This is a genomic window from Trinickia symbiotica (assembly GCF_002934455.1).
GTDB classification, from domain to species: domain Bacteria; phylum Pseudomonadota; class Gammaproteobacteria; order Burkholderiales; family Burkholderiaceae; genus Trinickia; species Trinickia symbiotica.
Window position 1 is genome coordinate 19,627 of sequence record NZ_PTIR01000020.1, and the last position, 23,326, is coordinate 42,952.

General features: G+C 62.5%; 21 protein-coding genes, 1 tRNA gene and 1 pseudogene. 14 read left to right on the plus strand and 9 right to left on the minus strand.

The genetic code is table 11. The features are described from left to right. Window positions 1-98: 98 nt before the first annotated feature. From B0G57_RS23930 to phoR, 11 genes are all read left to right on the plus strand, one after another. Entirely contained in the window at window positions 99-761 is a 663-nt protein-coding gene (locus tag B0G57_RS23930) for an RlmE family RNA methyltransferase (protein ID WP_018440729.1), read from the plus strand. Window positions 762-1,035: 274 nt separating this feature from the next. Further along, a complete protein-coding gene (ftsH, locus tag B0G57_RS23935; protein WP_026229675.1) occupies window positions 1,036-2,925 on the plus strand; it encodes an ATP-dependent zinc metalloprotease FtsH in 1,890 nt (629 codons plus the stop codon). 116 nt (window positions 2,926-3,041) lie between these two features. Further along, window positions 3,042-3,932, plus strand: coding sequence for a dihydropteroate synthase (gene folP / locus B0G57_RS23940; protein WP_085952718.1), 891 nt, complete (start codon window positions 3,042-3,044; stop codon window positions 3,930-3,932). Between the two features lie 77 nt (window positions 3,933-4,009). Then, window positions 4,010-5,368, plus strand: a complete 1,359-nt coding sequence (glmM, locus tag B0G57_RS23945) for a phosphoglucosamine mutase (RefSeq protein ID WP_018440726.1) — start codon at window positions 4,010-4,012, stop codon at window positions 5,366-5,368. Between the two features lie 222 nt (window positions 5,369-5,590). Next, a complete protein-coding gene (pstS, locus tag B0G57_RS23950; protein WP_018440725.1) occupies window positions 5,591-6,622 on the plus strand; it encodes a phosphate ABC transporter substrate-binding protein PstS in 1,032 nt (343 codons plus the stop codon). 97 nt (window positions 6,623-6,719) lie between these two features. Continuing rightward, window positions 6,720-7,709, plus strand: coding sequence for a phosphate ABC transporter permease PstC (gene pstC / locus B0G57_RS23955; RefSeq protein ID WP_018440724.1), 990 nt, complete (start codon window positions 6,720-6,722; stop codon window positions 7,707-7,709). Continuing rightward, window positions 7,706-8,602, plus strand: a complete 897-nt coding sequence (gene pstA, locus B0G57_RS23960) for a phosphate ABC transporter permease PstA (RefSeq protein WP_020566183.1) — start codon at window positions 7,706-7,708, stop codon at window positions 8,600-8,602. Before pstC ends, pstA begins: the two co-directional genes overlap by 4 nt. A 15-nt stretch (window positions 8,603-8,617) precedes the next feature. Further along, on the plus strand, window positions 8,618-9,469 hold the full coding sequence (gene pstB / locus B0G57_RS23965) for a phosphate ABC transporter ATP-binding protein PstB (protein WP_026229674.1): 852 nt from the start codon (window positions 8,618-8,620) through the stop codon (window positions 9,467-9,469). Window positions 9,470-9,490: 21 nt separating this feature from the next. Further along, the gene (gene phoU, locus B0G57_RS23970; RefSeq protein WP_018440721.1) at window positions 9,491-10,195 is read left to right on the plus strand and encodes a phosphate signaling complex protein PhoU; all 705 of its coding nucleotides are present in this window, start codon (window positions 9,491-9,493) and stop codon (window positions 10,193-10,195) included. Between the two features lie 17 nt (window positions 10,196-10,212). Further along, the gene (gene phoB, locus B0G57_RS23975; protein WP_026229673.1) at window positions 10,213-10,914 is read left to right on the plus strand and encodes a phosphate regulon transcriptional regulator PhoB; all 702 of its coding nucleotides are present in this window, start codon (window positions 10,213-10,215) and stop codon (window positions 10,912-10,914) included. Window positions 10,915-10,968: 54 nt separating this feature from the next. Then, complete coding sequence (phoR, locus tag B0G57_RS23980; RefSeq protein WP_026229672.1) at window positions 10,969-12,282, plus strand: phosphate regulon sensor histidine kinase PhoR; 1,314 nt, start codon at window positions 10,969-10,971, stop codon at window positions 12,280-12,282. Window positions 12,283-12,288: 6 nt separating this feature from the next. Here phoR and ppk1 read toward each other — a convergent pair whose 3' ends face one another. Further along, a complete protein-coding gene (gene ppk1 / locus B0G57_RS23985; protein ID WP_018440718.1) occupies window positions 12,289-14,352 on the minus strand; it encodes a polyphosphate kinase 1 in 2,064 nt (687 codons plus the stop codon). 298 nt (window positions 14,353-14,650) lie between these two features. On the opposite strand from ppk1, the gene ppx reads away from it, so the two are divergent. Then, complete coding sequence (gene ppx, locus B0G57_RS23990) at window positions 14,651-16,168, plus strand: exopolyphosphatase (RefSeq protein WP_223258720.1); 1,518 nt, start codon at window positions 14,651-14,653, stop codon at window positions 16,166-16,168. Window positions 16,169-16,246: 78 nt separating this feature from the next. On the opposite strand, the gene B0G57_RS23995 is transcribed toward ppx, so the two are convergent. Further along, window positions 16,247-17,065, minus strand: coding sequence for a GNAT family N-acetyltransferase (locus B0G57_RS23995; protein ID WP_018440716.1), 819 nt, complete (start codon window positions 17,063-17,065; stop codon window positions 16,247-16,249). A gap of 156 nt (window positions 17,066-17,221) precedes the next feature. After that, window positions 17,222-17,680: a SixA phosphatase family protein gene (locus B0G57_RS24000; RefSeq protein ID WP_018440715.1), complete on the minus strand. Its 459-nt coding sequence runs from the start codon at window positions 17,678-17,680 to the stop codon at window positions 17,222-17,224. Between the two features lie 239 nt (window positions 17,681-17,919). Between B0G57_RS24000 and B0G57_RS24005 the strand changes: the two genes are divergently transcribed. Next, a tRNA-Pro gene (locus tag B0G57_RS24005) sits at window positions 17,920-17,996 on the plus strand. Between the two features lie 240 nt (window positions 17,997-18,236). Next, entirely contained in the window at window positions 18,237-18,542 is a 306-nt protein-coding gene (locus tag B0G57_RS24010) for a hypothetical protein (RefSeq protein WP_018440714.1), read from the plus strand. A gap of 71 nt (window positions 18,543-18,613) precedes the next feature. On the opposite strand, the gene B0G57_RS24015 is transcribed toward B0G57_RS24010, so the two are convergent. The 6 genes and pseudogenes from B0G57_RS24015 to B0G57_RS24040 form a co-directional block, all read right to left on the minus strand. Next, window positions 18,614-18,994 carry a DUF1493 family protein gene (locus tag B0G57_RS24015; protein ID WP_018440713.1) on the minus strand — a complete coding sequence of 127 codons (381 nt, stop codon included), beginning with the start codon at window positions 18,992-18,994 and terminating at the stop codon, window positions 18,614-18,616. Between the two features lie 49 nt (window positions 18,995-19,043). Then, window positions 19,044-19,283, minus strand: coding sequence for a hypothetical protein (locus tag B0G57_RS24020; RefSeq protein ID WP_018440712.1), 240 nt, complete (start codon window positions 19,281-19,283; stop codon window positions 19,044-19,046). Window positions 19,284-19,374: 91 nt separating this feature from the next. Beyond that, a pseudogene (locus B0G57_RS31905) lies at window positions 19,375-19,803 on the minus strand (tlde1 domain-containing protein); the annotation flags it as partial. A gap of 150 nt (window positions 19,804-19,953) precedes the next feature. Beyond that, entirely contained in the window at window positions 19,954-20,901 is a 948-nt protein-coding gene (locus B0G57_RS24030) for an oxidoreductase (protein WP_018440711.1), read from the minus strand. A 19-nt stretch (window positions 20,902-20,920) separates the two neighbouring features. Then, window positions 20,921-21,739, minus strand: coding sequence for a metallophosphoesterase (locus B0G57_RS24035; protein ID WP_018440710.1), 819 nt, complete (start codon window positions 21,737-21,739; stop codon window positions 20,921-20,923). Between the two features lie 34 nt (window positions 21,740-21,773). After that, window positions 21,774-23,186 carry an FAD-binding oxidoreductase gene (locus B0G57_RS24040; RefSeq protein ID WP_026229671.1) on the minus strand — a complete coding sequence of 471 codons (1,413 nt, stop codon included), beginning with the start codon at window positions 23,184-23,186 and terminating at the stop codon, window positions 21,774-21,776. Between the last annotated feature and the right edge of the window lie 140 nt (window positions 23,187-23,326).

Below are 23,326 nucleotides of genomic sequence, written 5' to 3' on the forward strand. Positions count from 1 at the left end.
ACGCTCTGCGAAGAGCGTTCATGCCGAGCCGGCAAAACGCGTATTATCCGCCAAAAGCCCCCCGCCGCGACGCCGTACGCAGTCACTGTTTCTTTTAGATGGCAAAAAACCGCTTCAACCAGTCGTGGCTGCACGACCATATCAACGATCCTTACGTCAAGCTTGCGCAGCGCGAGGGCTATCGCGCCCGCGCAGCCTACAAACTCAAGGAAATCGACGAGCAGGACAAGCTGATTCGACCGGGCCAGATCATCGTCGATCTCGGCGCCGCCCCCGGCAGCTGGAGTCAGTACGTGCGCAACAAGCTGGCCCAGGGCGGGCGTCGCGATGTAGTGCGCGAGGGCGGGATCGACGGCACGATCATCGCGCTCGACATGTTGCCGATGGAGCCGATCGCCGATGTCCACTTCATCCAGGGCGATTTTCGCGAGGACAGCGTCCTTGCGGAGCTGGAAGAGGTGGTGGCGGGGCGTCGCGTGGACCTTGTAATTTCGGACATGGCGCCCAATCTCTCGGGTGTGGCCGTGGCTGACGCTGCCCGGATCGAGCATGTTTGCGACCTCGCGCTCGAATTCGCGCAGCGTCATCTCAAGCCCGAAGGGGCGTTGCTCGTCAAATGCTTTCACGGCAGCGGGTATAGTCAGATCGTCGAGAAATTCAAGCGTCAGTTCAAAACGGTCGCCGCGCGCAAGCCCAAGGCCTCGCGCGACAAATCGTCGGAGACTTTCATCCTGGGCAAGATTTTGAAACATACGGACTGAACCAAGCGGCCCCATGTCGCCGCCCCGCGGGGGATTCCCAGGGGGAATTGCCCGGGACAGGGCGACGGACTCGGCCTGCCGACGAAGAGGGCCCCGCCCGTTCTTTTCTCGCGAAATGTGTAACAAGCGCGCAAAAATTGCCTTGACGCGCACAAAAACGGCTATTTTCGCGGTAGAGAAACGTTATGGCAGGGGTCTACGGACTGGATTAGAATGCATTGGTGGCGCCGCAAGGCAAATGTAGGCGCGCCCGTCATAGTGAAGGAGTGGTGCTTTGAACAACAATATGTTTTCGAAGGCAGCAGTGTGGCTCGTGATCGCACTGGTGCTGTTCACGGTGTTCAAGCAGTTCGACAAGCCCCGTGTGCAGGAAGGCGTCTCGTATTCGCAGTTCATGACGGACGCGAAGGACGGCAAGATCAAGAGTGTCGTCGTTCAGGGGCGGAACCTCACGGTCACTCCCGCAGACGGTCAGAAATATCAGATCGTGTCGCCGGGTGACATCTGGATGGTCGGCGATCTGATGAAGTACGGCGTCCAGGTGAGCGGCAAGGCCGATGAAGAACCGAGCCCGATCGTCTCCGCGCTCTATTACCTGGGGCCGACGATACTGATCATCGGCTTCTGGTTCTACATGATGAGGCAGATGCAGGGGGGCGGTAAAGGCGGCGCGTTCTCGTTCGGGAAATCGCGTGCGCGTCTCATCGACGAGAACAACAACGCAATCAATTTCACCGATGTAGCCGGCTGTGACGAAGCGAAGGAGGAGGTCTCCGAGCTCGTCGACTTCCTGCGCGATCCGCAAAAATTCCAGAAGCTCGGCGGCCGCATTCCGCGCGGCGTGCTGCTCGTCGGCCCGCCGGGTACCGGTAAGACGTTGCTCGCCCGCGCCATTGCCGGCGAGGCGAAAGTGCCGTTCTTCAGCATTTCGGGCTCCGACTTCGTCGAGATGTTCGTCGGCGTCGGTGCCGCGCGCGTGCGCGACATGTTCGAGCAGGCGAAAAAACATGCGCCTTGCATCGTATTCATCGACGAAATCGACGCGGTCGGCCGCCATCGCGGCGCCGGCATGGGCGGCGGCAACGACGAGCGCGAGCAGACGCTGAACCAGATGCTCGTCGAGATGGACGGCTTCGAAGCGAATTCAGGCGTCATCGTGATCGCGGCGACGAACCGCTCGGACGTGCTCGACAAGGCGCTGCTGCGCCCGGGCCGTTTCGACCGTCAGGTCTACGTCGGTCTGCCCGATATTCGCGGTCGCGAGCAGATCATGAAGGTCCACCTGCGCAAGGTGCCGATCGCCAACGACGTCGACGCGGCTGTCATCGCGCGCGGCACGCCGGGCTTTTCGGGTGCCGATCTCGCGAACCTCGTCAACGAGGCGGCGCTGTTCGCGGCGCGGCGCGGCAAGCGCATCGTGGAGATGCAGGACTTCGAAGACGCGAAGGACAAGATCTTCATGGGGCCGGAGCGCAAGTCGGCGGTCATCCGTGAAGAAGCGAAACGCGCGACCGCCTATCACGAAGCGGGTCACGCGGTGGTGGCGAAGCTGCTGCCGAAGTCGGACCCCGTGCACAAGGTTACGATCATTCCGCGCGGTCGCGCACTGGGCGTCACCTGGCAGCTGCCCGAGCATGACAACGAGACTTACTCGAAGGATTACCTGCTCGACCGTCTGGCGATCCTGTTCGGCGGACGCGTTGCCGAGGAGCTGTTCCTGAACCTCATCAGCACCGGTGCGTCGGACGACTTCAACAAGGCGACTCAGACGGCGCGCGCGATGGTCACGCGATTCGGCATGACGGACGCGCTCGGGCCGATGGTCTACGCCGACGACGACAACGACGCGTCTCCGTTCGGCCGGGGCTTCACGCGCGCGATCTCCGAGGCGACGCAGCAGAAGGTGGACTCCGAGATTCGCCGGGTGCTCGACGAGCAGTACAAGCTCGCTCGGCGCCTGCTCGAGGAGAACCGCGACAAGGTCGAAGCGATGACGGCGGCGCTGATGGAGTGGGAGACGATCGATGCCGATCAGATCAACGACATCATGGCCGGGCGGGCGCCTCGCTCGCCGAAAAGCGTAGCGCCGGACGCATCGTCGTCGGGCGGCAGCGGCAGTCCCGGCCCCGAGGTGAAGCCGGGCAGCGCGACCGCACCGGCGTAAGGTCGGCGGCGACAAGATGACGGGCCGGTGCGACGCTTCGCACCGGCCCGTTTTTGTTGATGATGCGTTGCTGGCGTGTAGGCCGCTTCGCGTGTCTCTTTCTTTCCCCGATGTTCGTGTCCAGTTCCGATCTTTCCCCACGCACCATCCCTGAGCCGTTGCAGTGCGGGCGTCACACGCTGACGTTCGAACGCCCGTTGGTGATGGGCATTCTGAATGTCACGCCCGACTCGTTTTCCGACGGCGGCCGATATGCGGCGCGCGACGATGCGCTGCGCCAGGCCGAGACCATGGTGCGTGAAGGCGCCGACATGCTCGACATCGGTGGCGAATCGACGCGCCCCGGCGCTCCCCCCGTTTCGCTCGAGGAGGAACTCGCGCGCGTCATCCCCATCGTCGAGGCGCTCCGTGACGCGGGCGTGCCGCTCTCCGTCGATACCTACAAGCCCGAGGTGATGCGTGCCGCGCTCGCGGCAGGCGCGGACCTCATCAACGACGTCTGGGGTTTCCGTCGGCCCGGTGCGATCGACGCCGTGCGCGACAGTCAGTGCGGACTTTGCGTCATGCATATGCTCGGCGAGCCGCAGACGATGCAGCGCGGTAAGCCGGAATATGACGACGTCGTCGCCGATGTCCGGGCGTTTCTGACCGAGCGCGTCGAAACGCTGGCGCGTGAAGGGGTGGCGCGCAACCGGATCAGCGTCGATCCCGGCTTCGGCTTCGGCAAATCGACGATCGAGCACAACTATGCGCTGCTTGCGCATCTCGCGGAGACGGCGCCGCGCGTGCCTGCCGGCGTCGCGCCCTATCCGATCCTCGCGGGGATGTCGCGCAAATCGATGTTCGGCAAGGTGACGGGGCGTGCTACGCCGCGAGAAAACGTCGCCGCGAGCGTCGCGGGTGCCGTTTTAGCGGCCGAGCGGGGCGCCGCGATCATTCGCGTACACGACGTGGCAGAGACCGTCGATGCGCTGAAGGTCTGGAAAGCGGTCCGCGACGCGATCTGAGACGCGTCGCGGACGGAAGGGAAGCCTCTTCCGAGCGGAAGAGCGTGAGATCAAAGAACGAACGAGGAAAAAAGACAATGGCACGACGTTATTTCGGTACCGATGGGGTTCGCGGCAAAGTCGGCGAGGCGCCTATCACGCCGGAGTTCGTGTTGCGGCTGGGTTATGCGGCAGGCAAGGTGCTGGCCGGCGCGGATCGCTGGGCGAAGGCCGGCTCGCGCCCGACAGTGCTGATCGGCAAAGACACGCGCGTCTCGGGCTATATGCTAGAAGCGGCGCTCGAAGCCGGTTTCTCGGCGGCCGGCGTGGACGTGATGCTGGCCGGACCGATGCCGACGCCCGGCGTCGCCTATCTGACGCGCGCGCTGCGGCTCGCGGCGGGCGTCGTCATCAGCGCTTCACACAATCCGTACTACGACAACGGCATCAAGTTTTTCAGCGCCGACGGCAATAAATTGCCCGACGACGTCGAGCTGCTGATCGAACAGCAGCTTGAGACGCCGCTCGAATGCGCGCCGTCCGAGCGACTCGGCAAGGCTCGGCGGCTCGACGATGCAGCAGGGCGTTACATCGAGTTCTGCAAAAGCACGTTTCCCGCGGCGTTCGATCTGCATGGGCTCAAGCTCGTCGTCGATTGCGCTCACGGGGCGGCTTACCATATCGCTCCGCACGTCTTTCACGAGCTCGGCGCCGATGTCATCTCGATCGGTGTCGCGCCGAACGGATTCAACATCAACGACGGCGTTGGCGCGACGGCGCCGGAGGCGCTCGAGCGGGCGGTGCAGGCGAACCACGCCGATCTCGGTATCGCGCTCGACGGGGATGCCGACCGGCTCCAGATCGTCGATGCCTCCGGGCGCCTCTACAACGGCGACGAGTTGTTGTACGTGCTCGTCAAGGACCGCATCGCGACTGACGGGAAGGTGCCGGGGGCCGTCGGCACGCTGATGACCAACATGGCCGTCGAGGTTGCGCTCGAGGGGGAAGGCGTCGAATTCGTGCGCGCGCCGGTCGGCGACCGTTACGTCCTCGAACATTTGCGCGAGCGCGGCTGGCAGCTCGGGGCGGAAGGCTCGGGCCACATTCTGTCGCTCGACCGTCACTCGACGGGCGACGGGATCGTCTCGGGATTGCTCGTGCTCGCCGCGATCAAGCGCAGCGGATCGACGCTCGCCGAACTGCTCAAGGATGTGACACTGTTTCCGCAGCAGCTCATCAACGTGCGGATGCGCCCCGGCGCGGACTGGAAGCACAGTGAAGCGATTGCACAGGCCGTGGCCGAGGCAGAGCGGACCCTCGACGGCAACGGGAGGGTGCTGATCCGCGCGTCGGGTACTGAGCCGGTGTTGCGCGTGATGGTCGAGGCGCGGCACAGCGAGCACGCCGTTCGCTGCGCGCGGGAAATTGCGCGCGTCGTCGAGGAGGAAACCGCTTGACGATTGGCCGTCGCGCTCCGACCCTTTGTCATATTCCAATCTGTTTGTTTGCGCCGCAATTGCGCGTAAAGTCGTCTTACTTATCGGCAAGTTGTACGAATTTCTCCTAAAATCAATTGCTTGCGCGCTTGCGCGGTCAACTTTCTGTCATATGACTGTCACAATAACGCCCTAATCTTCGCGGTGTCGAAACCACTCGACCACACCACTGGGGGTTATTCCATGAAATTGATGCAGACCGCGTTCGCCGGCGTTACCGCGGCGCTTCTCGCGATCTCCGCGCAAGCCGCTGACATCACTGGCGCGGGCAGCACGTTCGCCGCACCGCTTTACACGAAGTGGGCTGATGCCTACGCAAAGTCGGGCGGCGGCAAGATCAACTATCAAGGTATCGGTTCGTCTGGCGGCATCAAGCAGATCGAAGCGAAGACGGTCGATTTCGCAGGCTCGGACATGCCGCTCAAGGATGACGAGCTCGCCAAGCAGGGCCTCTTTCAGTTTCCGACGGTCGTCGGCGGCGTCGTGCCGGCGATCAACTTGCCGGGCATCAAGGCGGGCGAGCTCACGCTGTCGGGCCCGGTCCTTGCCGACATCTATCTGAACAAAATCACCAAGTGGAATGACCCCCAGATCGCCGCGCTGAATCCGGGCGTCAAGCTGCCCGACACGGCGATCGCCGTGGTGCGCCGCGCGGACGGCTCGGGTACGTCGTTCATCTGGACGAACTACCTCTCGAAGGTCAGCGACGAGTGGAAGACGAAGGTCGGCGAAGGCACGACGGTCAACTGGCCGACGGGTACCGGCGGCAAGGGTAACGACGGCGTCGCGGCCTTCGTGCAGCGTTTGCCGGGTGCAATTGGCTATGTCGAGTGGGCCTACGTGAAGCAAAATCACATGGTCTACACGAAGATGAAGAACGAGGCGGGCACGGTCGTCACGCCGGATACGGACACGTTCAAGGCGGCTGCGGCAAGCGCCGACTGGAAGAAGTCGTTCTACCAGATCCTGACGAACGAGCCGGGCAAGAATGCGTGGCCGATCGTCGGCGCGACGTTCGTCCTGCTGCACAAGACGCAGGACAAGCCCGCGCAAGGCGCGGAGACGCTCAAGTTCTTCGGCTGGAGCTTCAAGAACGGCGGCGACGCGGTGACGAGCCTCGATTACATCCCGTTGCCGGAATCGGTGACGTCGGAAATCGAGACGCAGTGGAAGTCGAACGTGAAGGACGCCTCGGGCAAGTCGGTGGCTGAGTAAGCCAACGGGTAGTGGATCGACCCGGCAAGGCGCTGTCGCCTTGCCGGGTATCGTCATCGGATGCGCGACTCGAGCGCATCAACAGGAAACGGGATACATGTCCGACATCCAACTCAATTCGATGACGCCCCCGGGTGGCGAACGCGCGCAGCGTGCGCCGAGCCGCGTCGGCGACTTCATCTTCGAAAACATTGCCTGGTTATCGGCGATCGTTACATTGCTGCTGCTCGGCGGCATCATCGTTTCGCTGATCGTCGCTTCGCTGCCGACGATCCACAAGTTCGGACTTGCTTTTCTCTGGACCTCGGACTGGGATCCGCCCAGCGACGTCTACGGCGCGCTCGTTCCCGTCTACGGGACGCTCGCGACCTCGATCATTGCACTCATCATCGCGGTGCCCGTCAGCTTCGGCATCGCGCTCTTCCTGACGGAACTTTCGCCGGCCTGGCTGCGCCGTCCGCTCGGCATCGCCATCGAGCTTCTTGCCGCGATCCCTTCGATCGTCTACGGCATGTGGGGCCTGCTCGTCTTTTCGCCGATCTTCGCGCAGTTCATCGAAGCGCCCCTCGGCAAAGTGCTCGGCCCCATCCCGGTGCTCGGCGCGCTGTTCCAGGGGCCGCCGATCGGTATCGGCATTCTCTGCGCCGGTGTCATCCTGGCCATCATGATTATTCCGTACATCGCATCGGTGATGCGTGACGTTTTCGAGGTCACGCCCGTGCTGCTCAAGGAGTCGGCCTACGGGATCGGCTGCACGACCTGGGAAGTCATGTGGAAGATCGTGCTGCCGTTCACGAAGACCGGCGTCATCGGCGGGATCATGCTCGGCCTCGGGCGTGCGCTCGGCGAGACGATGGCCGTCACATTCGTGATCGGCAATACGAACCTGCTCAACAACGTGTCGCTGTTTTCGCCCGGCAATAGCATCACGTCCGCGCTTGCGAACGAATTCGCCGAGGCCGGGCCGGGTCTGCATACGTCCGCGCTGATGGAGCTCGGTCTGATCCTCTTCGTCATCACGTTCATCGTGCTGGCGATTTCGAAACTGATGTTGCAGCGCCTCGAGAAAAACGAGGGGGCCAAATGAACCAACCCGCTCGTCAGATGCCGGGCACGGCAAGCCCCGAAGTTCTGCAGGCGACGCGCGACCGGCTGCAGCGTCGCCGTCGCCGCGTCAACGCGTTTGCCCTGACGCTTTCCCTCGCCGCGATGGCGTTCGGGCTGCTTTGGCTCGTCTGGATCCTCTATACGACATTGACGCTCGGCGTCGGCGGCTTGTCGGTCCAGCTCTTCACGCAATCGACGCCGCCGCCCAACACCGACGGTGGCGGTCTCGCCAACGCGATCGTCGGCAGCCTGATGCTTGTCGGCGTGGCGACGCTCGTGGGCACGCCGATCGGTGTGCTGGCCGGCGTCTATCTGGCCGAGTACGGTCAGAAGGGATGGCTGGCACGCGTGACGCGCTTCATTAACGACATCCTGTTGTCGGCGCCGTCGATCGTCGTGGGCCTGTTCGTCTATGCGCTCGTCGTCGCTCAGATGGGGCACTTTTCGGGCTGGGCCGGTGCGATCTCGCTTGCGCTGCTCGAGATTCCGATCGTGATTCGCACGACCGAGAATATGCTGCGGCTCGTGCCCAATGCGCTGCGCGAAGCAGCGTTCGCGCTCGGTGTGCCGAAGTGGCGAATGATCTCCTCGGTCACGCTGAAGGCGTCGATGGCCGGCGTCGTGACGGGTGTGCTGCTCGCGGTCGCGCGGATCGCCGGTGAGACGGCTCCGCTGCTTTTCACCGCGCTGTCGAATCAGTTCTTTTCGCTCGACATGGGGCAGCCGGTTGCGAACCTGCCCGTCACGATCTTCAAGTTCGCAATGAGTCCGTTCGCGCAGTGGCAATCGCTCGCGTGGGCGGGCGTCTTCATCATTACGCTCGGCGTGCTCGGATTGAATATCCTGGCGCGCGCGATGTTCGGCAAGAAGTAACCGCGGAGCGACACTATGAATATGGCTGAGAGTCACCTCAAGCATTCGATCGAACGTCCGGCAGTCCCGGCCGGTTTCGATCCCGCACAAGACGGATCGGCGCTCGCTCCCGTCAGGCCCAAGATCGAAATTCGCAACTTGAATTTCTATTACGGCAAGTACCACGCCCTCAAGAATATCAATATGCAGATTCCGGAGGGGAAGGTGACGGCGTTCATCGGCCCGTCGGGCTGCGGCAAGTCGACGCTCCTGCGCACGTTCAACAAGATGTTCGCGCTCTACCCCGAGCAACGCGCCGTGGGCGAGATCATGATGGACGGCGAGAACCTTCTCACCTCGAAGCGCGACATCTCGCTGTTGCGGGCGCGCGTTGGGATGGTGTTCCAGAAGCCGACGCCGTTTCCCATGTCGATCTACGACAACATCGCGTTCGGCGTGAAAATGTTCGAATCGCTCTCACGCTCGGAGATGGACGACCGTGTGGAATGGGCGCTGACGAAGGCCGCGCTCTGGACCGAAGTGAAGGACAAGCTCGGCCAAAGCGGCTACGGCCTCTCGGGCGGTCAGCAGCAGCGTCTTTGCATTGCGCGCGGGATTGCGATCCGTCCTGAAGTGCTGTTGCTCGACGAGCCGTGCTCGGCGCTCGATCCGATCTCGACGGGGCGCGTCGAAGAGCTGATTGCCGAGCTCAAGAACGAGTATACCGTCGTCATCGTTACTCACAACATGCAGCAGGCCGCGCGCTGTTCCGATTACACCGGATACATGTACCTCGGCGAACTGATCGAGTTCGGCGATACGGAAAAAATCTTCATCAAGCCGGTCCGCAAGGAAACCGAGGATTACATCACCGGCCGCTTCGGCTGATGAACAGAGTAGGAGGCAAACATGTCCGATAAGCACCTCTCCAGTCAGTTCGATGCCGATCTGAATCTGATCTCGTCGAAAGTGCTCGAAATGGGTGGCCTCGTCGAGGCGCAGATCACGCGCGCCATGGAGGCGCTCAACACGTTGGACGCGGCGATCGCCGATCAGGTCATCTCGGAGGAAGACACGGTCAACCAGATGGAAGTGGCGATCGACGAGGAGTGCAGCAACATCATCGCGCGCCGCCAGCCGGCCGCTCGCGATCTGCGCCTTCTGCTCGCGATCTCGAAGACGATCACGAACCTCGAGCGCGCGGGCGACGAGGCCGAGAAGATCGCCAAGCGCGTGAAGCGCGTCATGGAAGACGGCGCCGCGCGCACGTTGAACATCGCCGAGATCAAGATTTCGGGCGACATGGCCGTGTCGATCCTGCGCCGCGCGCTCGATGCGTTCGCACGCCTCGATACGGCTGCCGCCGCTCAGATCGTGCGCGACGACAAGGCCATCGACGAGGAGTTTCGCGCATTCGTCCGCAAACTCGTGACGTACATGATGGAAGATCCGCGCACGATCTCCGCCGGGCTCGAGTTTCTCACCATCGCCAAGGCAATCGAGCGAATCGGCGACCACGCGAAGAACATCGCCGAGTTCATTATCTACATCGTGAAGGGCACGGACGTGCGCCACAAATCGCGCGACGCGCTCGAGCGCGAAGCGCTTAGTTAACGTGTCAAGAGGTGACGATGCCGAGCAGCATTCTGATCATCGAAGATGAGCCCGCTATCTCCGAACTGATCTCGATCAACTTGCAGCACGCAGGCCATTGCCCGATTCGCGCTTACAACGCGGAGCAGGCGCAGTCGCTGATCAGCGACGTGCTACCCGATCTCATCCTGCTCGACTGGATGCTGCCCGGCAAGTCTGGTATCGCGTTCGCGCGAGATTTGCGCAACAACGAACGCACGAAGCATATTCCGATCATCATGCTCACGGCGCGGGGTGACGAGCAGGACAAGGTGCTCGGCCTCGAAATCGGCGCCGACGACTATGTCACGAAGCCCTTCTCGCCGAAGGAGCTGATGGCGCGCATCAAGGCCGTGCTGCGCCGCCGGGCGCCTCAGCTCACGGAGGACGTCGTCGCCATCAACGGCCTCAAGCTCGATCCGGCGACGCATCGTGTCGCGGCTCATGCGGACGGCAACGAGATCAAGCTCGATCTCGGACCGACCGAGTTCCGGCTGCTGCATTTCTTCATGACGCACCCGGAGCGCGTGCACAGTCGCACGCAATTGCTCGATCAGGTTTGGGGCGATCACGTCTTTGTCGAGGAGCGCACGGTCGATGTCCATATCAAGCGCCTGCGTGCCGCGCTGAAGCCGGCCGGGTGCGATGCTATGATCGAGACGGTGCGCGGCAGCGGATATCGGCTGGCCAAGACCGCCTGATCTCCAGGCCCGCAAGTTCCCTACCTTGTCTTCGCCGTGGAAAAACGTGGTGGCATAAACATCATCTGGGCGCGCTCGATCGTCTCGCTCGTGCTGCTGGCGCTCGTTTGTGCCGCCATCGCAGCATTCGCGGGCGTCAAGGCCGCGCTCGTCTTCGGCGCCATCGCGCTTGTCGCGCAGAGCCTTTTCTCGACCTATCACACCGAACGCCTCTGGCAGCTGCTCGATGCGCCCGTGTACGGGCAGGTTCCCAGCGCGCCGGGTGTGTGGGGCGAGATCTACTATCGGCTGCACAAGCTCGCCAAGCGCTGGCACGCGCAGGTGCGACAGGTCGAGCAGCAACACTCGCGGTTCATTCAGGCGATTCAGGCTTCGCCTAACGGCGTTGTCATGCTCGACGATCACGATCAGATCGAGTGGTGCAACGCGATCGCCGAGCAGCATTTCGGCCTCGACGCGAAACGCGATTTGCGGCAGCACGTCACGCACATCGTCCGCCATCCCGACTTCGTCCGTTACGTGAATTCACATCGGTACGACGAGACGCTCGTCATGCGCGGCATGGGCGAGAAACGTCAGAACACGCTTTCGGTCCAAGTGTTTCCGTATGGAGAAAATCGCAAGCTCGTGCTGTCGGACGACATCACCGAGCTCGAACGAACTGATTCGATGAGGCGCGACTTCGTCGCGAATGTCTCGCACGAGTTGAAGACACCACTGACCGTGCTCTCGGGCTTTCTGGAAACGCTACGTGAGATCCCGCTCGAGGAAGACGATCGCGCTCGCTATCTGGAGCTGATGGAGCAGCAGGCGGCGCGGATGCGGCATATCGTCGACGATCTGCTCGTGCTCGCGAAGCTCGAAGGCGACATCAAATCGCCCGGCGAACAGGCCATCGATATGGGCGCGGTGCTGCGGCATCTGCAAGACGACGCGATGACCCTTTCGGCCGGCCGCCACAAGCTCGCATTCGACGTCGAAGAAACGCTGACCGTGACCGGCGTGGAAACGGAGATATTGAGCGCGCTCGGCAATCTCGTCACGAACGCCGTGCGCTATACGCCAGACGGCGGATCGATCAAAGTCGAATGGCGGCTTTTCGGCGATCGTGCGGCGTTTTCCGTGAGCGATACCGGTTTCGGCATTCCGGCGGCCGACATCCCGCGGCTCACGGAGCGCTTCTACCGAGTCGATCGAAGCCGCTCGCGCGATACGGGCGGCACCGGGCTCGGCCTCGCGATCGTCAAACATGTGCTGCAACGGCACGATGCCCTCCTCGACGTGAAAAGCGAGGAGGGCCGCGGCAGCACATTCACCGTCCGCTTTCCGCCGCAGCGTAGCGTGCGGCGACAGACCATTCACGCGTAGCGAGCGCTAGCAACCGAACTTAGTGAGCAGGCTCGCCTGTGCGTTGCGCGAAGTCTTGCCCGGGCGCGAGCGCCGATAGTGACCGTCGCTTTGCATGATCCACGCCGCTTGATTGTCCCCGAGGAACGCTGACAACCCTTCCGCGATCACGCGGCGCTTGAGACGCCGATCTTTGATCGGGAATGCGACTTCCACCCGCCGGAAGAAATTGCGGTCCATCCAGTCGGCGCTCGAGAGATAGACCTTTTCGTCGCCGTTCGCGAAGAAGTAGAAGATGCGGTGATGCTCGAGGAAGCGCCCGACGATCGAACGCACGGTGATGTTGTCCGACAGTCCCGCAACGCCCGGCTGCAACGAGCAGACGCCGCGCACGATCAGATCGATCTTGACGCCTGCCTGCGAGGCTTCGTAGAGCTCGGCGATGACAGTCGGCTCGAGTAGCGCGTTCATCTTCGCGACGATGCGTGCCTTCTTGCCCGCGCGCGCATTTTGGCTTTCGGCGCGAATCGCATCGATTAGCTTCGGATGCAGCGTGAACGGCGATTGCCACAGCTCGTGCAGCTTGAGCTCGCCGCCGATGCCCGTCAGCTGCTGAAAGACGTGGTGCACGTCTTCGCAGATCATTTGATCGGACGTCATGAGGCCGAAGTCCGAATAGAGCCGCGCCGTGCGCGGGTGATAGTTGCCCGTGCCCAGATGCGCGTAGCGCTTGAGCACCGATTTACCGTTCTCGGTGACGCGGCGCACGATCAGCATCATCTTCGCGTGGCACTTATGGCCGACCACCCCGTACACCACATGGGCGCCAACGGCTTCGAGTTGCGAGGCCCAGTTGATGTTGGTCTCTTCGTCGAACCGCGCGAGCAGCTCGACGACGACAGTCACTTCCTTGCCGTTGCGCGCCGCCTGCATCAGCGCGTTCATGAGCGGAGAATCCGTGCCCGTGCGATAGATCGTCTGCTTGATCGCGACGACGCTCGGATCCTGAGCGGCCTGCAGCAGCAGCTCGAGCACGGGCTGAAAACTTTCGTACGGATGATGCAGCAGGACATCGCCCTGATCGATCGCATCGAAAAGATTCGCCGTCTTCACGAGCCGGTCGGGCGTGGCGGGCACGTGGGGGACGAACTTGAGGTCGGGACGGTCCACCATCTCCGGCAACGGCATGAGCCGCACGAGATTGACTGGCCCGTCGACGTGATAGCAATCCTTCTCCGAGAGGCCGCTCTCGTCGAGCAGACGCCGCACGATATGAACCGGCGTCTCTGCCGAGACCTCGAGGCGCACCGCGTTGCCGAGGTGGCGGGCCGGCAGCTCGCCTTGCAATGCGACGCGCAGGTTCGTGATCTCGTCCTCGTCGACGAAGAGCTCGCTGTTGCGCGTGATGCGAAACTGATTGCAGCTGCGCACGATGAGATTCGGGAACAGCTCGTTCACGAAGCGCTGCAAGAGCGAGCTCAGCAGCACGAAGCCATAGGCGAAGCCCGAAAGTTCTTGCGGCATCTGCACGAGCCGCGGCAGTGCGCGCGGCGCCTGGACGATGCCCATGACGGCCTGGCGGCCGAAGGCGTCTTTACCTTCCAGTTCCACGACGAAATTGAGGCTCTTGTTGAGCACGCGCGGGAATGGATGCGCGGGATCGAGGCCGATCGGCGTGAGCACCGGCAAAAGCTCGTTGGCGAAATACCGGCGCGCCCACTGCGTCTGCTCGTCGGTCCAACTATCGGTACCGTGGAAATAAATGCCTTCTTCCTCGAGGGCGGGCAGCACGGTTTCGTGCAGGAGCCGGTATTGCCGGTGCACGAGCTTTTGCGCACGCTCGACGACGAGATCGTAGCAATGCTGGAGCGACATGCCGTCGGGTGAGAGCGAGCCGGGATTGTCCTGCATCTGCTCCTGCAGCCCCGCCATCCGGATTTCGAAGAACTCGTCGAGATTGCTGCTGGTGATGCAAATAAAGCGAAGGCGTTCGAGCAGCGGCACGGACGGATCCGCCGCCTGCGCGAGCACGCGCTCATTGAAACCTAGGATGCCCAACTCGCGGTTGAGCAGGGGATAACGCAACGACATCGGCAAGGAGGAATGCGAAGGGTCGGAGGGCGATATGAACGGACGCTCGGAAATTCTCACAGTTTGGTGTCGCTTCGATGAATGGTTATTGTCACGAATTTTACGGGTAACTGATCTAATTTTGAGATAGCTGGACGAAGAAGTTCATGCGCTTGACAGAAACGCGACGGCTTTCCTGCGCGCGCTTATCGGAGGTCCCCGCTCTATGCGTAAAATGGCGACTTTGAACCGCGTCGTGGAATCGCCGGCCCGAGCTCGGGAAGCAGCGGCGTACTCGCGCACGAAATCGTTTTCATCCATGCCCAATACCCCGCATCTGCTTGCATCCGTCGACCTCGGCTCGAACAGTTTCAGGCTCATTGTCGGGCGCATCGAGGAGACGCCGGCCGGCAGCCAGATCTACCAAGTCGATGCGTTGAGGGAGCCCGTGCGGCTCGCGGCGGGCCTTTCGCCTGACAAGATGCTCGATCGCGCATCGCAGGAACGGGCGTGGGCGGCGCTCAAACGGTTCGGCGAGCGGCTGCGCGACTTTCATCCCGATCACGTGCGCGCGGTGGCGACGAACACGGTGCGCGTTGCGAAGAACGCGGGCGAGTTCCTGGCCGAAGCGGAGCGGGCGCTGGGCTTCCCGATCGAAGTGATCGCCGGCCGTGAAGAGGCGCGCCTCATTTACGCCGGGGCCGCCCATTCGGTGCCCGCCATCTCCGGTAAGCGCCTCGTCGTCGACATCGGCGGGGGATCGACGGAGTTCATCATCGGCTCGCATTACACGCCGCTGATCATGGAGAGCCTTTACATCGGCTGCGTGAGCCACAGCCGCGCGTTCTTTCCGGCCGGCAACGTCGACGAGTACACGATGCGCCAGGCCGAGCTCGCCGCCAAGCGCGAAATCCAGATCATCTCGCGAGAGTACAAGCAGGCCGGATGGGATCAGGCGATCGGCTCATCGGGCACGGCGCGCGCGCTGGCCGAGCTTGTCGAGGCCAACGGCTTCAACGATCCAAGCGTGACGCATGGCATTTCGCGCGTCGGGCTCGAGCGGCTCAAGCGTGCGCTCATCAAGGCCGAGAACGTCAACCGGCTCAAGCTCGTGGCGCTCAAGCCCGATCGCGTGCCGGTCCTGGCGGGAGGGCTCTCGATCATGCTTGCCGTATTCGAAGAGCTTGGGATCGACTACGTCGATACGACCGACGGCGCGTTGCGTCTCGGCGTGCTCTACGACCTGTTGGGCCGTACGCAACACGAAGATATGCGGGCCGTGACGGTCGAGGGATTCATGCGCCGCTACGGCGTCGATCGGCCGCAGGCCGAGCGCATCCGCGATCTTGCCATCGACTTTTTCAACCAACTCGGGGACGAGCCCGACGCCGAGCGCGCGGAAGAAGCGCGGATTTTTCTGCGCTGGGCGGCATCGCTGCATGAAATCGGACTGTCGATTTCGCATAGCGCCTATCACAAGCACTCGGCTTATATCGCGAGCAACGCCGATATGCCGGGCTTCTCGCGCACCGATCAGGCGCGCCTTGCGGCGCTCGTGCTCGGCCATGCCGGCAAGCTCGGCAAGCTCTCACAGGCGCGCGACGTGGAGTGGCCGCTGCTTTTCTGCCTGCGGCTCGCCGCGTTGCTGTGCCGGCGCCGCGCCGATATCGGGCTGCCCGGCATCCGCGTCGCGCACACGAACAGCGGCGGGTATGAAGTGCATCTGCCGAACGAGTGGGTGGCCAACAACCCGCTCACCGACTACAGCCTGATTCAGGAAGCGGCCGAATGGGAGAAAGTCGGCATTCGGTATCGCGTCGTCTATACCGACGACTGAGCGTGGGCTCGTAGTGGCTTGCGCCGCGCGGCGCGCGGCGCGGCCAGGTCGATATTCGCCTTGGCCTTAGCCTTCGTCTCAGCGCGACGTCGGTTCGCCGAGGAAGTGACGGGCGTAGCGAACGTTGATGTCGGAGAGGCGGAACAGCGTCAGGAAGTCCGCGCAATTGAAATCGGGATCCCAGGCCGGCGCGCCGCAGATCTTGGCGCCGAGACGCAGGTAACCCTTCACGAGCGGCGGCGGGGCGACGCGGGCGCCCGTGCGTAGCTCCTCGACAGGCAGGGGTGTATGCGGGAACGCCCGATACTCCGGATCCGTCAGCGCGCTTTCGCGCAGCGATTCATAGAGGTTCGCCGCAAAGTGGCCGCCGTCGGCCATCGGCACGCTCGCGCAACCGAGCATTGTCTCGTAGCCGTTTTGCATCATGTAGGTACCGAGGCCGCCCCAGAGCGACATGATGACCGAGCCGCTCCGGTAATCGGCATGCACACACGAGCGGCCGACTTCGACGAGCTTCGAGCGCAGGTGCGCGAGGCGCGAGAGGTCGAACTCGCCTTCGGCATAGAGCTGGCCGATGCGAGCCGCTTGATGCGGAGGCAGCACACGATAGGTGCCGACGACCGTCAATGTTTCGAGATCGCGAACGAGCAGATGGTCGCAGTAAGCGTCGAAGCGGTCGACGTCGAGGCCAGCGGGGCCGGTGACGGTTGCGCCCATTTCCTCAGCGAAGACGCGATAGCGCAGCCGCTGCGCTTCGCGAAGCTCCTCTTCCGTCCGGGCCCAGGCCACTTGCAAGCGGTGCTGAGCGGTGATCGTTTCTTCCGTGCGGGGGAGGCGGCGGCGCGAATCGAGGGGAATGGAAGCGAGGGGCAGGGTGGGCGTCGGCAGGTCTCGCATAGAATTTCCTGGTGAAATGTACGAATTGCTGCGTTTTCGCCAATTTAGTAATCGGCCGTGACGGTTGCATGGCAAAGCCGTGTAAATCCGATGACATGTCGCATTTGGGACACGTCGATTTCACATGACATGTCACAAAGTCGACAAGTGGTGATTTTAGGCGAGATCTGGAGAAATGACTGCACGAATCACGACCTGGCCCGCGCCGTTGCGCTCGCGGCCCTCGAGCCACCAGATGCCGCCTTTTTTGATGGACCATTCGGTCTGCTCGCCAGCGACGAGTCGAGCGGCGACGAGGCCGAGCGTCGGTTGGTGACCGACGACGACGACCGTGTCGGCGATGCCCTTTGGCCAGCCCGCGGCGGCGAGGACGTCCTCGGCCGCCGCTCCAGGCGCGAGTTCTTTCACGATGCGGTATTGATCCGTCAGAGCCTCGACGGTCTGCACCGTGCGCGCGGCGGGGCTGGCGAGAATCAGCGCGTCGGACGGCAGGCGGTTGCGCAGCCATTTCGCGGCGCTTTGCGCCTGCTTGCGGCCGCGCGTGGTGAGCTGTCGCGCGAGGTCTGTCGATGCGGTGTCTTCGGCTTCCGCATGGCGCCAGAGGATGAGGTTCATAGGGCAGTCCTTTCGGTGAGGTGTCGGATTCGCAAGCCTGATGCCTGTAGCGGTGGGACCGGGTCAGGTAGCAGTTGCGTTTCGTCTGCTTCAATGTGGTTGGCCAATGTGACTAGCCGGTGTTGCTCGCGACTGCGATGCGCTAAGCTGATGCAATCGCGCAAACCCGTCGATCCGGTGATCAAGGGTGCTGCGCCGATTGACCGCGTGGGCCGACACGGCTACAATCTCGCACTTTTCGGAGCGTAGCGCAGCCTGGTAGCGCATCTGATTTGGGATCAGAGGGTCGAAGGTTCGAATCCTTTCGCTCCGACCAAGGAAATCAAGGACTTACGGTGTGAGCCGTAAGTCCTTTTTCTTGTGTCACTCGAGCATCGCCTCGGGCCTGGCTAACCGGTGCCGGCTGCCCGGCGTAACATCACTGGTTTCCGGTCCTCGGCGCCAATTGCGCCATTTCGCACCAATATTGGAAGTGTGGCCGAGCCCACTAAAGCGACGCTGCAGATCTCCTATGCTCGAAAGGTTTCGTTCAGTGCCTAAGGCAAGGAGAACGACCATGCGCATGCTTCTCAACGTACGAATTCCCCACGAGCCATTCAACGCCTTCGTTCGCGACGGCACGATCGGGGAAGTGATGGCGAAGATACTCGAAGAAACGAAGCCGGAAGCCGCCTATTTCACCGAGCAAAGCGGAGGACGCGGAGCCGTTCTGGTCATCAACCTCGACGAGCCGTCGCAGATTCCCGCATTTGCTGAGCCGTGGTTCCTCAAGTTCAACGCTGACTGCGAGTTTCGCGTCGTGATGGTACCGGAAGACTTGCAGAAAGCCGGGCTTGAGACGCTCGGTTCGAAGTGGAAATAGTCATCGTCGATAAACTCGACGCGCCCCATGAGGCGCGTGGCGCGAGGCTGTAGCAGCGATAGACGAGTTGATCATTTGTCCGCCTTAGTGATCGCCTCGATCTCCGTCGTGTTCCAACGCCCGCGCCGCATTGCTTCAGCCAGCATGCCGAGGGTCAGCGAGACAAGTGGCGGGTCGCGGAATCTCTTTGAGAACAAGCCGAGAACCGACTTGATGACATCGAGACTGTCAGGGCCGAAGTACCGGTTATACGGAAAGCCCTGAGCCTCGATCCCAAATGTCTCTGCCCACTTGTCGATAAACTCCACGGCATCGACGCCGGTCAGGCGCAGGTCTTCCTCGAGCCTGCTGTCCGGCGTCAATTTCAGCTGACCATCAAACAACGGCCGACCGAGCTCCTTACGGGCGAACGCTTCGAGTTGAAGCCAAGTCGCAAGAGATTGGCCGTTCATCGGCGAGCAGGCCGGACGGTGAGCTGGTGCCGCTGCAGTGCAATGGTCGTCATCGGTTCCGTCTCATGAAATAGATGCATGCGGCGATGACGAGCAGACCAAGGGAATCCACCGCCGCGAGCACTGGTAACGAGTTGAACCATTTGTCCATGTTGGTCGTGCGGCCGTAATATGGCGGGCCGTCCCCGAACGCTTCGTTGATATTGATGACGTTGAAGGCAATGATCGGTCCTGCAAGAGCGACTAAGGCTACGCCAAGGAGGAGTTGCGCCGGTCGATTCTTCGCCATGGTAGTACGCGACAGTTAAAGGGATATAGCAATCGGGCGACCCCGCGATTGCGGCTTGCAGGTCACGAACAAAACTGTCCATTCGGCTGCGGAGGTTAATGCATCCTGCGCTTCCCGGATGTGTACCGCCATGGATGACAAATCCACCGCGCCCATACGTCTGCGTGCCCGGAAACACGTGAATTGTAAGTCGATGGTTGCCCCATGACGAACGTGGCGCGAGGCTGTACCAGCGGTTCGCCCACATCTGCGATGGCTGTACCCAATACCGCCCCGAGGGAATCGGACCTAAGTTGCTCTCGCGCTGGCGGGCCACAGAGTAGTCAAAGCCGCCAGCGTCAGTTGGCTGGCCTGAAACGGCAGCATAAGAGCGCGTCTGCGCGCCGGTCATGGATACGAAGCGTCCATTAAAATGAAGCGAAACGCTCGACCTTCCGCACGTGGGAGTCATCGGGATACCGAGTTCTGCGGCGTACCTATTTGGCATATGAGCCCTCTCTCCTGTATGAAGTGAGGGCATCGTAGATAGTGGCGAGACTGCGCAGTGGCCTTGCGCACTATTATCAGACGCGCTTACCCCGCGTCGACAAAGAACGGTCCTTTAATGCTCGAAGTGTTCTATCTGGCCTGCGGCGATGGTTAGGGTGGCTCGGTTCCTAGTCATGCGGTCTCAACGCGCGCCCGTCAGCGTTTCACAGACTTCCCAAAGGCGCCGGCCCGCTTCTACATCCCGCGCGTGCGTTGCGACGTCCGCCTCGCCCACACGGCTCCCCCGTGCTTCGAATAGTCCTTGAGGCCCGTAATACCCGCCTTCTCGGACATCCGGCGAAGTCGCCGCATACAAGGTCGGCAGAGCTCCTGCATACCCGCTATTCAATGCCGCGGCGATGACCTTGCCGACAAGCACTCTCAGCGCACGCTCAACCGCGTTGTAGTCCCCATTGCGGAAGAGATTCGTCTCGGCGACGCCCGGGTGCGCGGCTACGGACATCACGCGCGAGCCTTTAGCTCGCAAACGCCTGTCGAGCTCGAACGCCAACATCAGGTCAGCCAGCTTCGACTGCTGATACGCCCGCATCGGCGAATAGGAACGCGTCGACTGCAAGTCGTCGAAATCGAGCCTCCCGCGCTTATGCGCAATCGAAGCGATGGTCAGGATGCGAGGCCGCTCGGCCGAATCACCTGCAGCCTGCTCGAGCGCCGGCATCAGCAACTCCGTCAGCAGAAAATGCCCGAGCACGTTCGTCCCGAATTGCAGTTCGAAACCATCGACGGTCTCGCGGCGACGAGGCGGCGCCATTACGCCGGCATTGTTGATGAGTATGTGGATGGGGCGTTGCCGCGCCAACTGCGTCCGCGTGAATTCGCGCACGGAGGCAAGCGAAGCAAGATCGACGATCGCGACTTCGGACCGAGTCCCGGGCGCTTGCTTCGCTATGGCGGCGAGAGCGGTTTCGCCACGCGTTGTATCGCGGCAGGCCAGGATGACCTCCGCCCCCTTGCGCGCTAATTCGAGCGCCGCGTAAAAGCCGATGCCGCTATTCGCTCCAGTAATGAGTACGCGCTTGCCCGTTTGATCGGCGATATCGGCAACGGTCCACCGTGAAGCGATGTACATAGGCTGGAATCCCGAGAGATCAAATTTCCACGACCCTATCCCACGCGAACGCGGGATTCTCGATGCGCATCCGGCGCCGATCGATATATCCGCGAGGATTGCAGACGACGCGCGTACCCTCGGCGAAGTAGTCGAACGGCGTATGCGTATGGCCATGAATCCAGAGCGCGACAGGCGTGTGAACGAGCGTCGGCAAATGGCTGATGAAGCCTGCCGACACGAGATCGTTTGCAAAGCGTGGCGCCAGGCTGTCGCGATGCGGAGCATGATGAGTGACGACGATCGTCTTGCCGCCGAACGGCTTGGCGATTTCAGCCGCGAGCCAAGCGCGTGCTTGTCTATGCAGCGCGAGTGTGTCGCTCGGCATGAACTTGCGCGAGGGCGTACCCGAGGTTTCGGCGCGATCGGCGCTCCATGCAAGCTGAATCGGTCCGCGGAAATCGACCATCACTTTTTCGGCCGCTGCCATCGCAGCTTCGCGCGCTTCGTCGTCCGCACCGAAGAGCTCGAAGTCGGTCCACAGCGTCGTTCCAAGCACGCGCCACCGGCCTTCTGGGTCAACGAGCGACGCGCTGTTCAGATAATGCACGTTGTCAGTGGCCGCCGCCGCGTCGCGCATGGCGACTTCGAGTGCGCCGAACTCACCGTCGTAGTACTCATGGTTGCCGGGCACATAGACGACCGGCGTGCGCGGGTCGAACATCTCCGCCGCCCAGCGTATGCCCTCGGCGTGATTGTGGATGTCCCCGGCCAGCACGACGAGGTTGGCTTCGGCATGCGCGATCGCTTCGGGCTCGTCGCATTCGAGGTGGAGGTCCGACAGTACGCGGATTTTCATCTTGCACTTTTCCTTCGATCGTCGAGCATGTCATTCATCCCAATACCTTGCCGGGATTCATGAGGCCGAGCGGATCGAGCGCCGATTTGACTGCGCGCATCAGCGCGAGTTCGACGGGCGATTTGTAGTGGGCCGCAGCGCCGACCTTCAGCTGTCCAAGCCCATGCTCGGCACTGAGGCTGCCGTGATGCTTGTGCACGCTGTCATAGACGATGCGGTTCAGCGTCTCTTGGTACTGCGAAAGAAACGCCTTCGGATCGCCGCCCTCCGGCGCTTGAACGTTATAGTGCAGATTGCCGTCGCCGAGATGACCGAAGGTCACCATCCGCGCACCGGGCACCGACGCGGCGATCGCGGCGTCCGTTTCCTCGATGAACGTGGCGATACGCGAAATCGGCACCGCGATGTCGTGCTTGATATTGAGTCCTTCTTCGGCCTGCGCGAGCGGAATATGCTCGCGCAGATCCCAGAACGCACGCGATTGCGCGAGGTTCTCCGCGACGACGGCATCTTCGACGAGCCCCGACTCGAGTGCCTCTTCCGTCATGCGCTCGAAGAGTCCGCGCGCGTGCTCTTCGCTTTCGCTGTCCGAAAGCTCGAGCAGCACAATCTGCGCGTGCGATGCATCGAACGGATAGCGCAATTGCGGGAAACGCTTGCCGACGAGGCGCAAGCAGAAATCCGACATCAACTCGAAGCCCGTCAGCAATGGGCCCGCATAGCGCCCCGCCAGCGCGAAGAAGTCGAGCGCGGCATGCGGGGAGGCGAGCCCGGCAAGGGCCGTCACGCGCGCCGCCGGCAGCGGATGCAGTTTCATGACGGCCGCGGTGATGATGCCCAGCGTGCCTTCCGCTCCGACATAAAGATCGCGCAAATCGTAGCCAGTGTTGTCTTTGCGCAGGCCGCGCAGCCCATCCCATATCTCTCCCTGGGGCGTCACCACTTCGAGGCCGAGGCAGAGTTCGCGCGCGTTGCCGTAGCGCAGAACAGCCGTGCCACCGGCGTTCGTCGCGAGATTGCCGCCGATCGTGCAACTGCCTTCGGCGGCGAGGCTCAACGGGAAGAGCCGCCCCGCATCGCGGGCGCGGGTCTGCACTTCGGCCAGCACGACGCCGGCCTCGACCGTGATCGTGTTGTTGTGGGTATCGATCTCACGAACGCGATTGAGCCGGCCCAGGCTGACGACGGCCTGCTTGCCGCTCGCGTCGGGCGTCGCTCCGCCAGCAAGGCCGGTATTGCCGCCCTGCGGCACCAGCGGGACGCGGTGAGCGACGGCCAGGCGCACGAGCGCGGCCACTTCGTGAGAGGTGCCCGGCCGCAGCACGGCACAGGCGGCGCCCGTGTAGCGGCCGCGCCAGTCCGTCAGATAGGCAGCGGTATCGTTGGCATCGGTGAGCACATGCGCGGCGCCAATGGCATCGCGGCAGGCAGCGACAAAATCGGTCATCGTGGGAAAAGCGGCGGACGCGCTCGTCGGAGTGGACATGTCTTATTGTGAACTGATCGACGCCCGCCGTGCGCGCGGTGCCGAAAGCGGGGCGCGAGCGAGTATCTGATGCTCCGGGTTTCGGTACTAATCGGCGTACG

Coding starts and splice junctions, on each gene's coding strand:
- B0G57_RS23930 (WP_018440729.1), top strand. CDS start 99: ATGGCAAAAAACCGCTTCAACCAGTCGTGGCTGCACGACCATATCAAC.
- glmM (WP_018440726.1), top strand. CDS start 4,010: ATGGCACGACGTTATTTCGGTACCGATGGGGTTCGCGGCAAAGTCGGC.
- pstS (WP_018440725.1), top strand. CDS start 5,591: ATGAAATTGATGCAGACCGCGTTCGCCGGCGTTACCGCGGCGCTTCTC.
- pstC (WP_018440724.1), top strand. CDS start 6,720: ATGTCCGACATCCAACTCAATTCGATGACGCCCCCGGGTGGCGAACGC.
- pstA (WP_020566183.1), top strand. CDS start 7,706: ATGAACCAACCCGCTCGTCAGATGCCGGGCACGGCAAGCCCCGAAGTT.
- pstB (WP_026229674.1), top strand. CDS start 8,618: ATGAATATGGCTGAGAGTCACCTCAAGCATTCGATCGAACGTCCGGCA.
- phoU (WP_018440721.1), top strand. CDS start 9,491: ATGTCCGATAAGCACCTCTCCAGTCAGTTCGATGCCGATCTGAATCTG.
- phoB (WP_026229673.1), top strand. CDS start 10,213: ATGCCGAGCAGCATTCTGATCATCGAAGATGAGCCCGCTATCTCCGAA.
- ppk1 (WP_018440718.1), bottom strand. CDS start 14,352: ATGTCGTTGCGTTATCCCCTGCTCAACCGCGAGTTGGGCATCCTAGGT.
- ppx (WP_223258720.1), top strand. CDS start 14,651: ATGCCCAATACCCCGCATCTGCTTGCATCCGTCGACCTCGGCTCGAAC.
- B0G57_RS23995 (WP_018440716.1), bottom strand. CDS start 17,065: ATGCGAGACCTGCCGACGCCCACCCTGCCCCTCGCTTCCATTCCCCTC.
- B0G57_RS24000 (WP_018440715.1), bottom strand. CDS start 17,680: ATGAACCTCATCCTCTGGCGCCATGCGGAAGCCGAAGACACCGCATCG.
- B0G57_RS24010 (WP_018440714.1), top strand. CDS start 18,237: ATGCGCATGCTTCTCAACGTACGAATTCCCCACGAGCCATTCAACGCC.
- B0G57_RS24015 (WP_018440713.1), bottom strand. CDS start 18,994: ATGAACGGCCAATCTCTTGCGACTTGGCTTCAACTCGAAGCGTTCGCC.
- B0G57_RS24020 (WP_018440712.1), bottom strand. CDS start 19,283: ATGGCGAAGAATCGACCGGCGCAACTCCTCCTTGGCGTAGCCTTAGTC.
- B0G57_RS24030 (WP_018440711.1), bottom strand. CDS start 20,901: ATGTACATCGCTTCACGGTGGACCGTTGCCGATATCGCCGATCAAACG.
- B0G57_RS24035 (WP_018440710.1), bottom strand. CDS start 21,739: ATGAAAATCCGCGTACTGTCGGACCTCCACCTCGAATGCGACGAGCCC.
- B0G57_RS24040 (WP_026229671.1), bottom strand. CDS start 23,186: ATGACCGATTTTGTCGCTGCCTGCCGCGATGCCATTGGCGCCGCGCAT.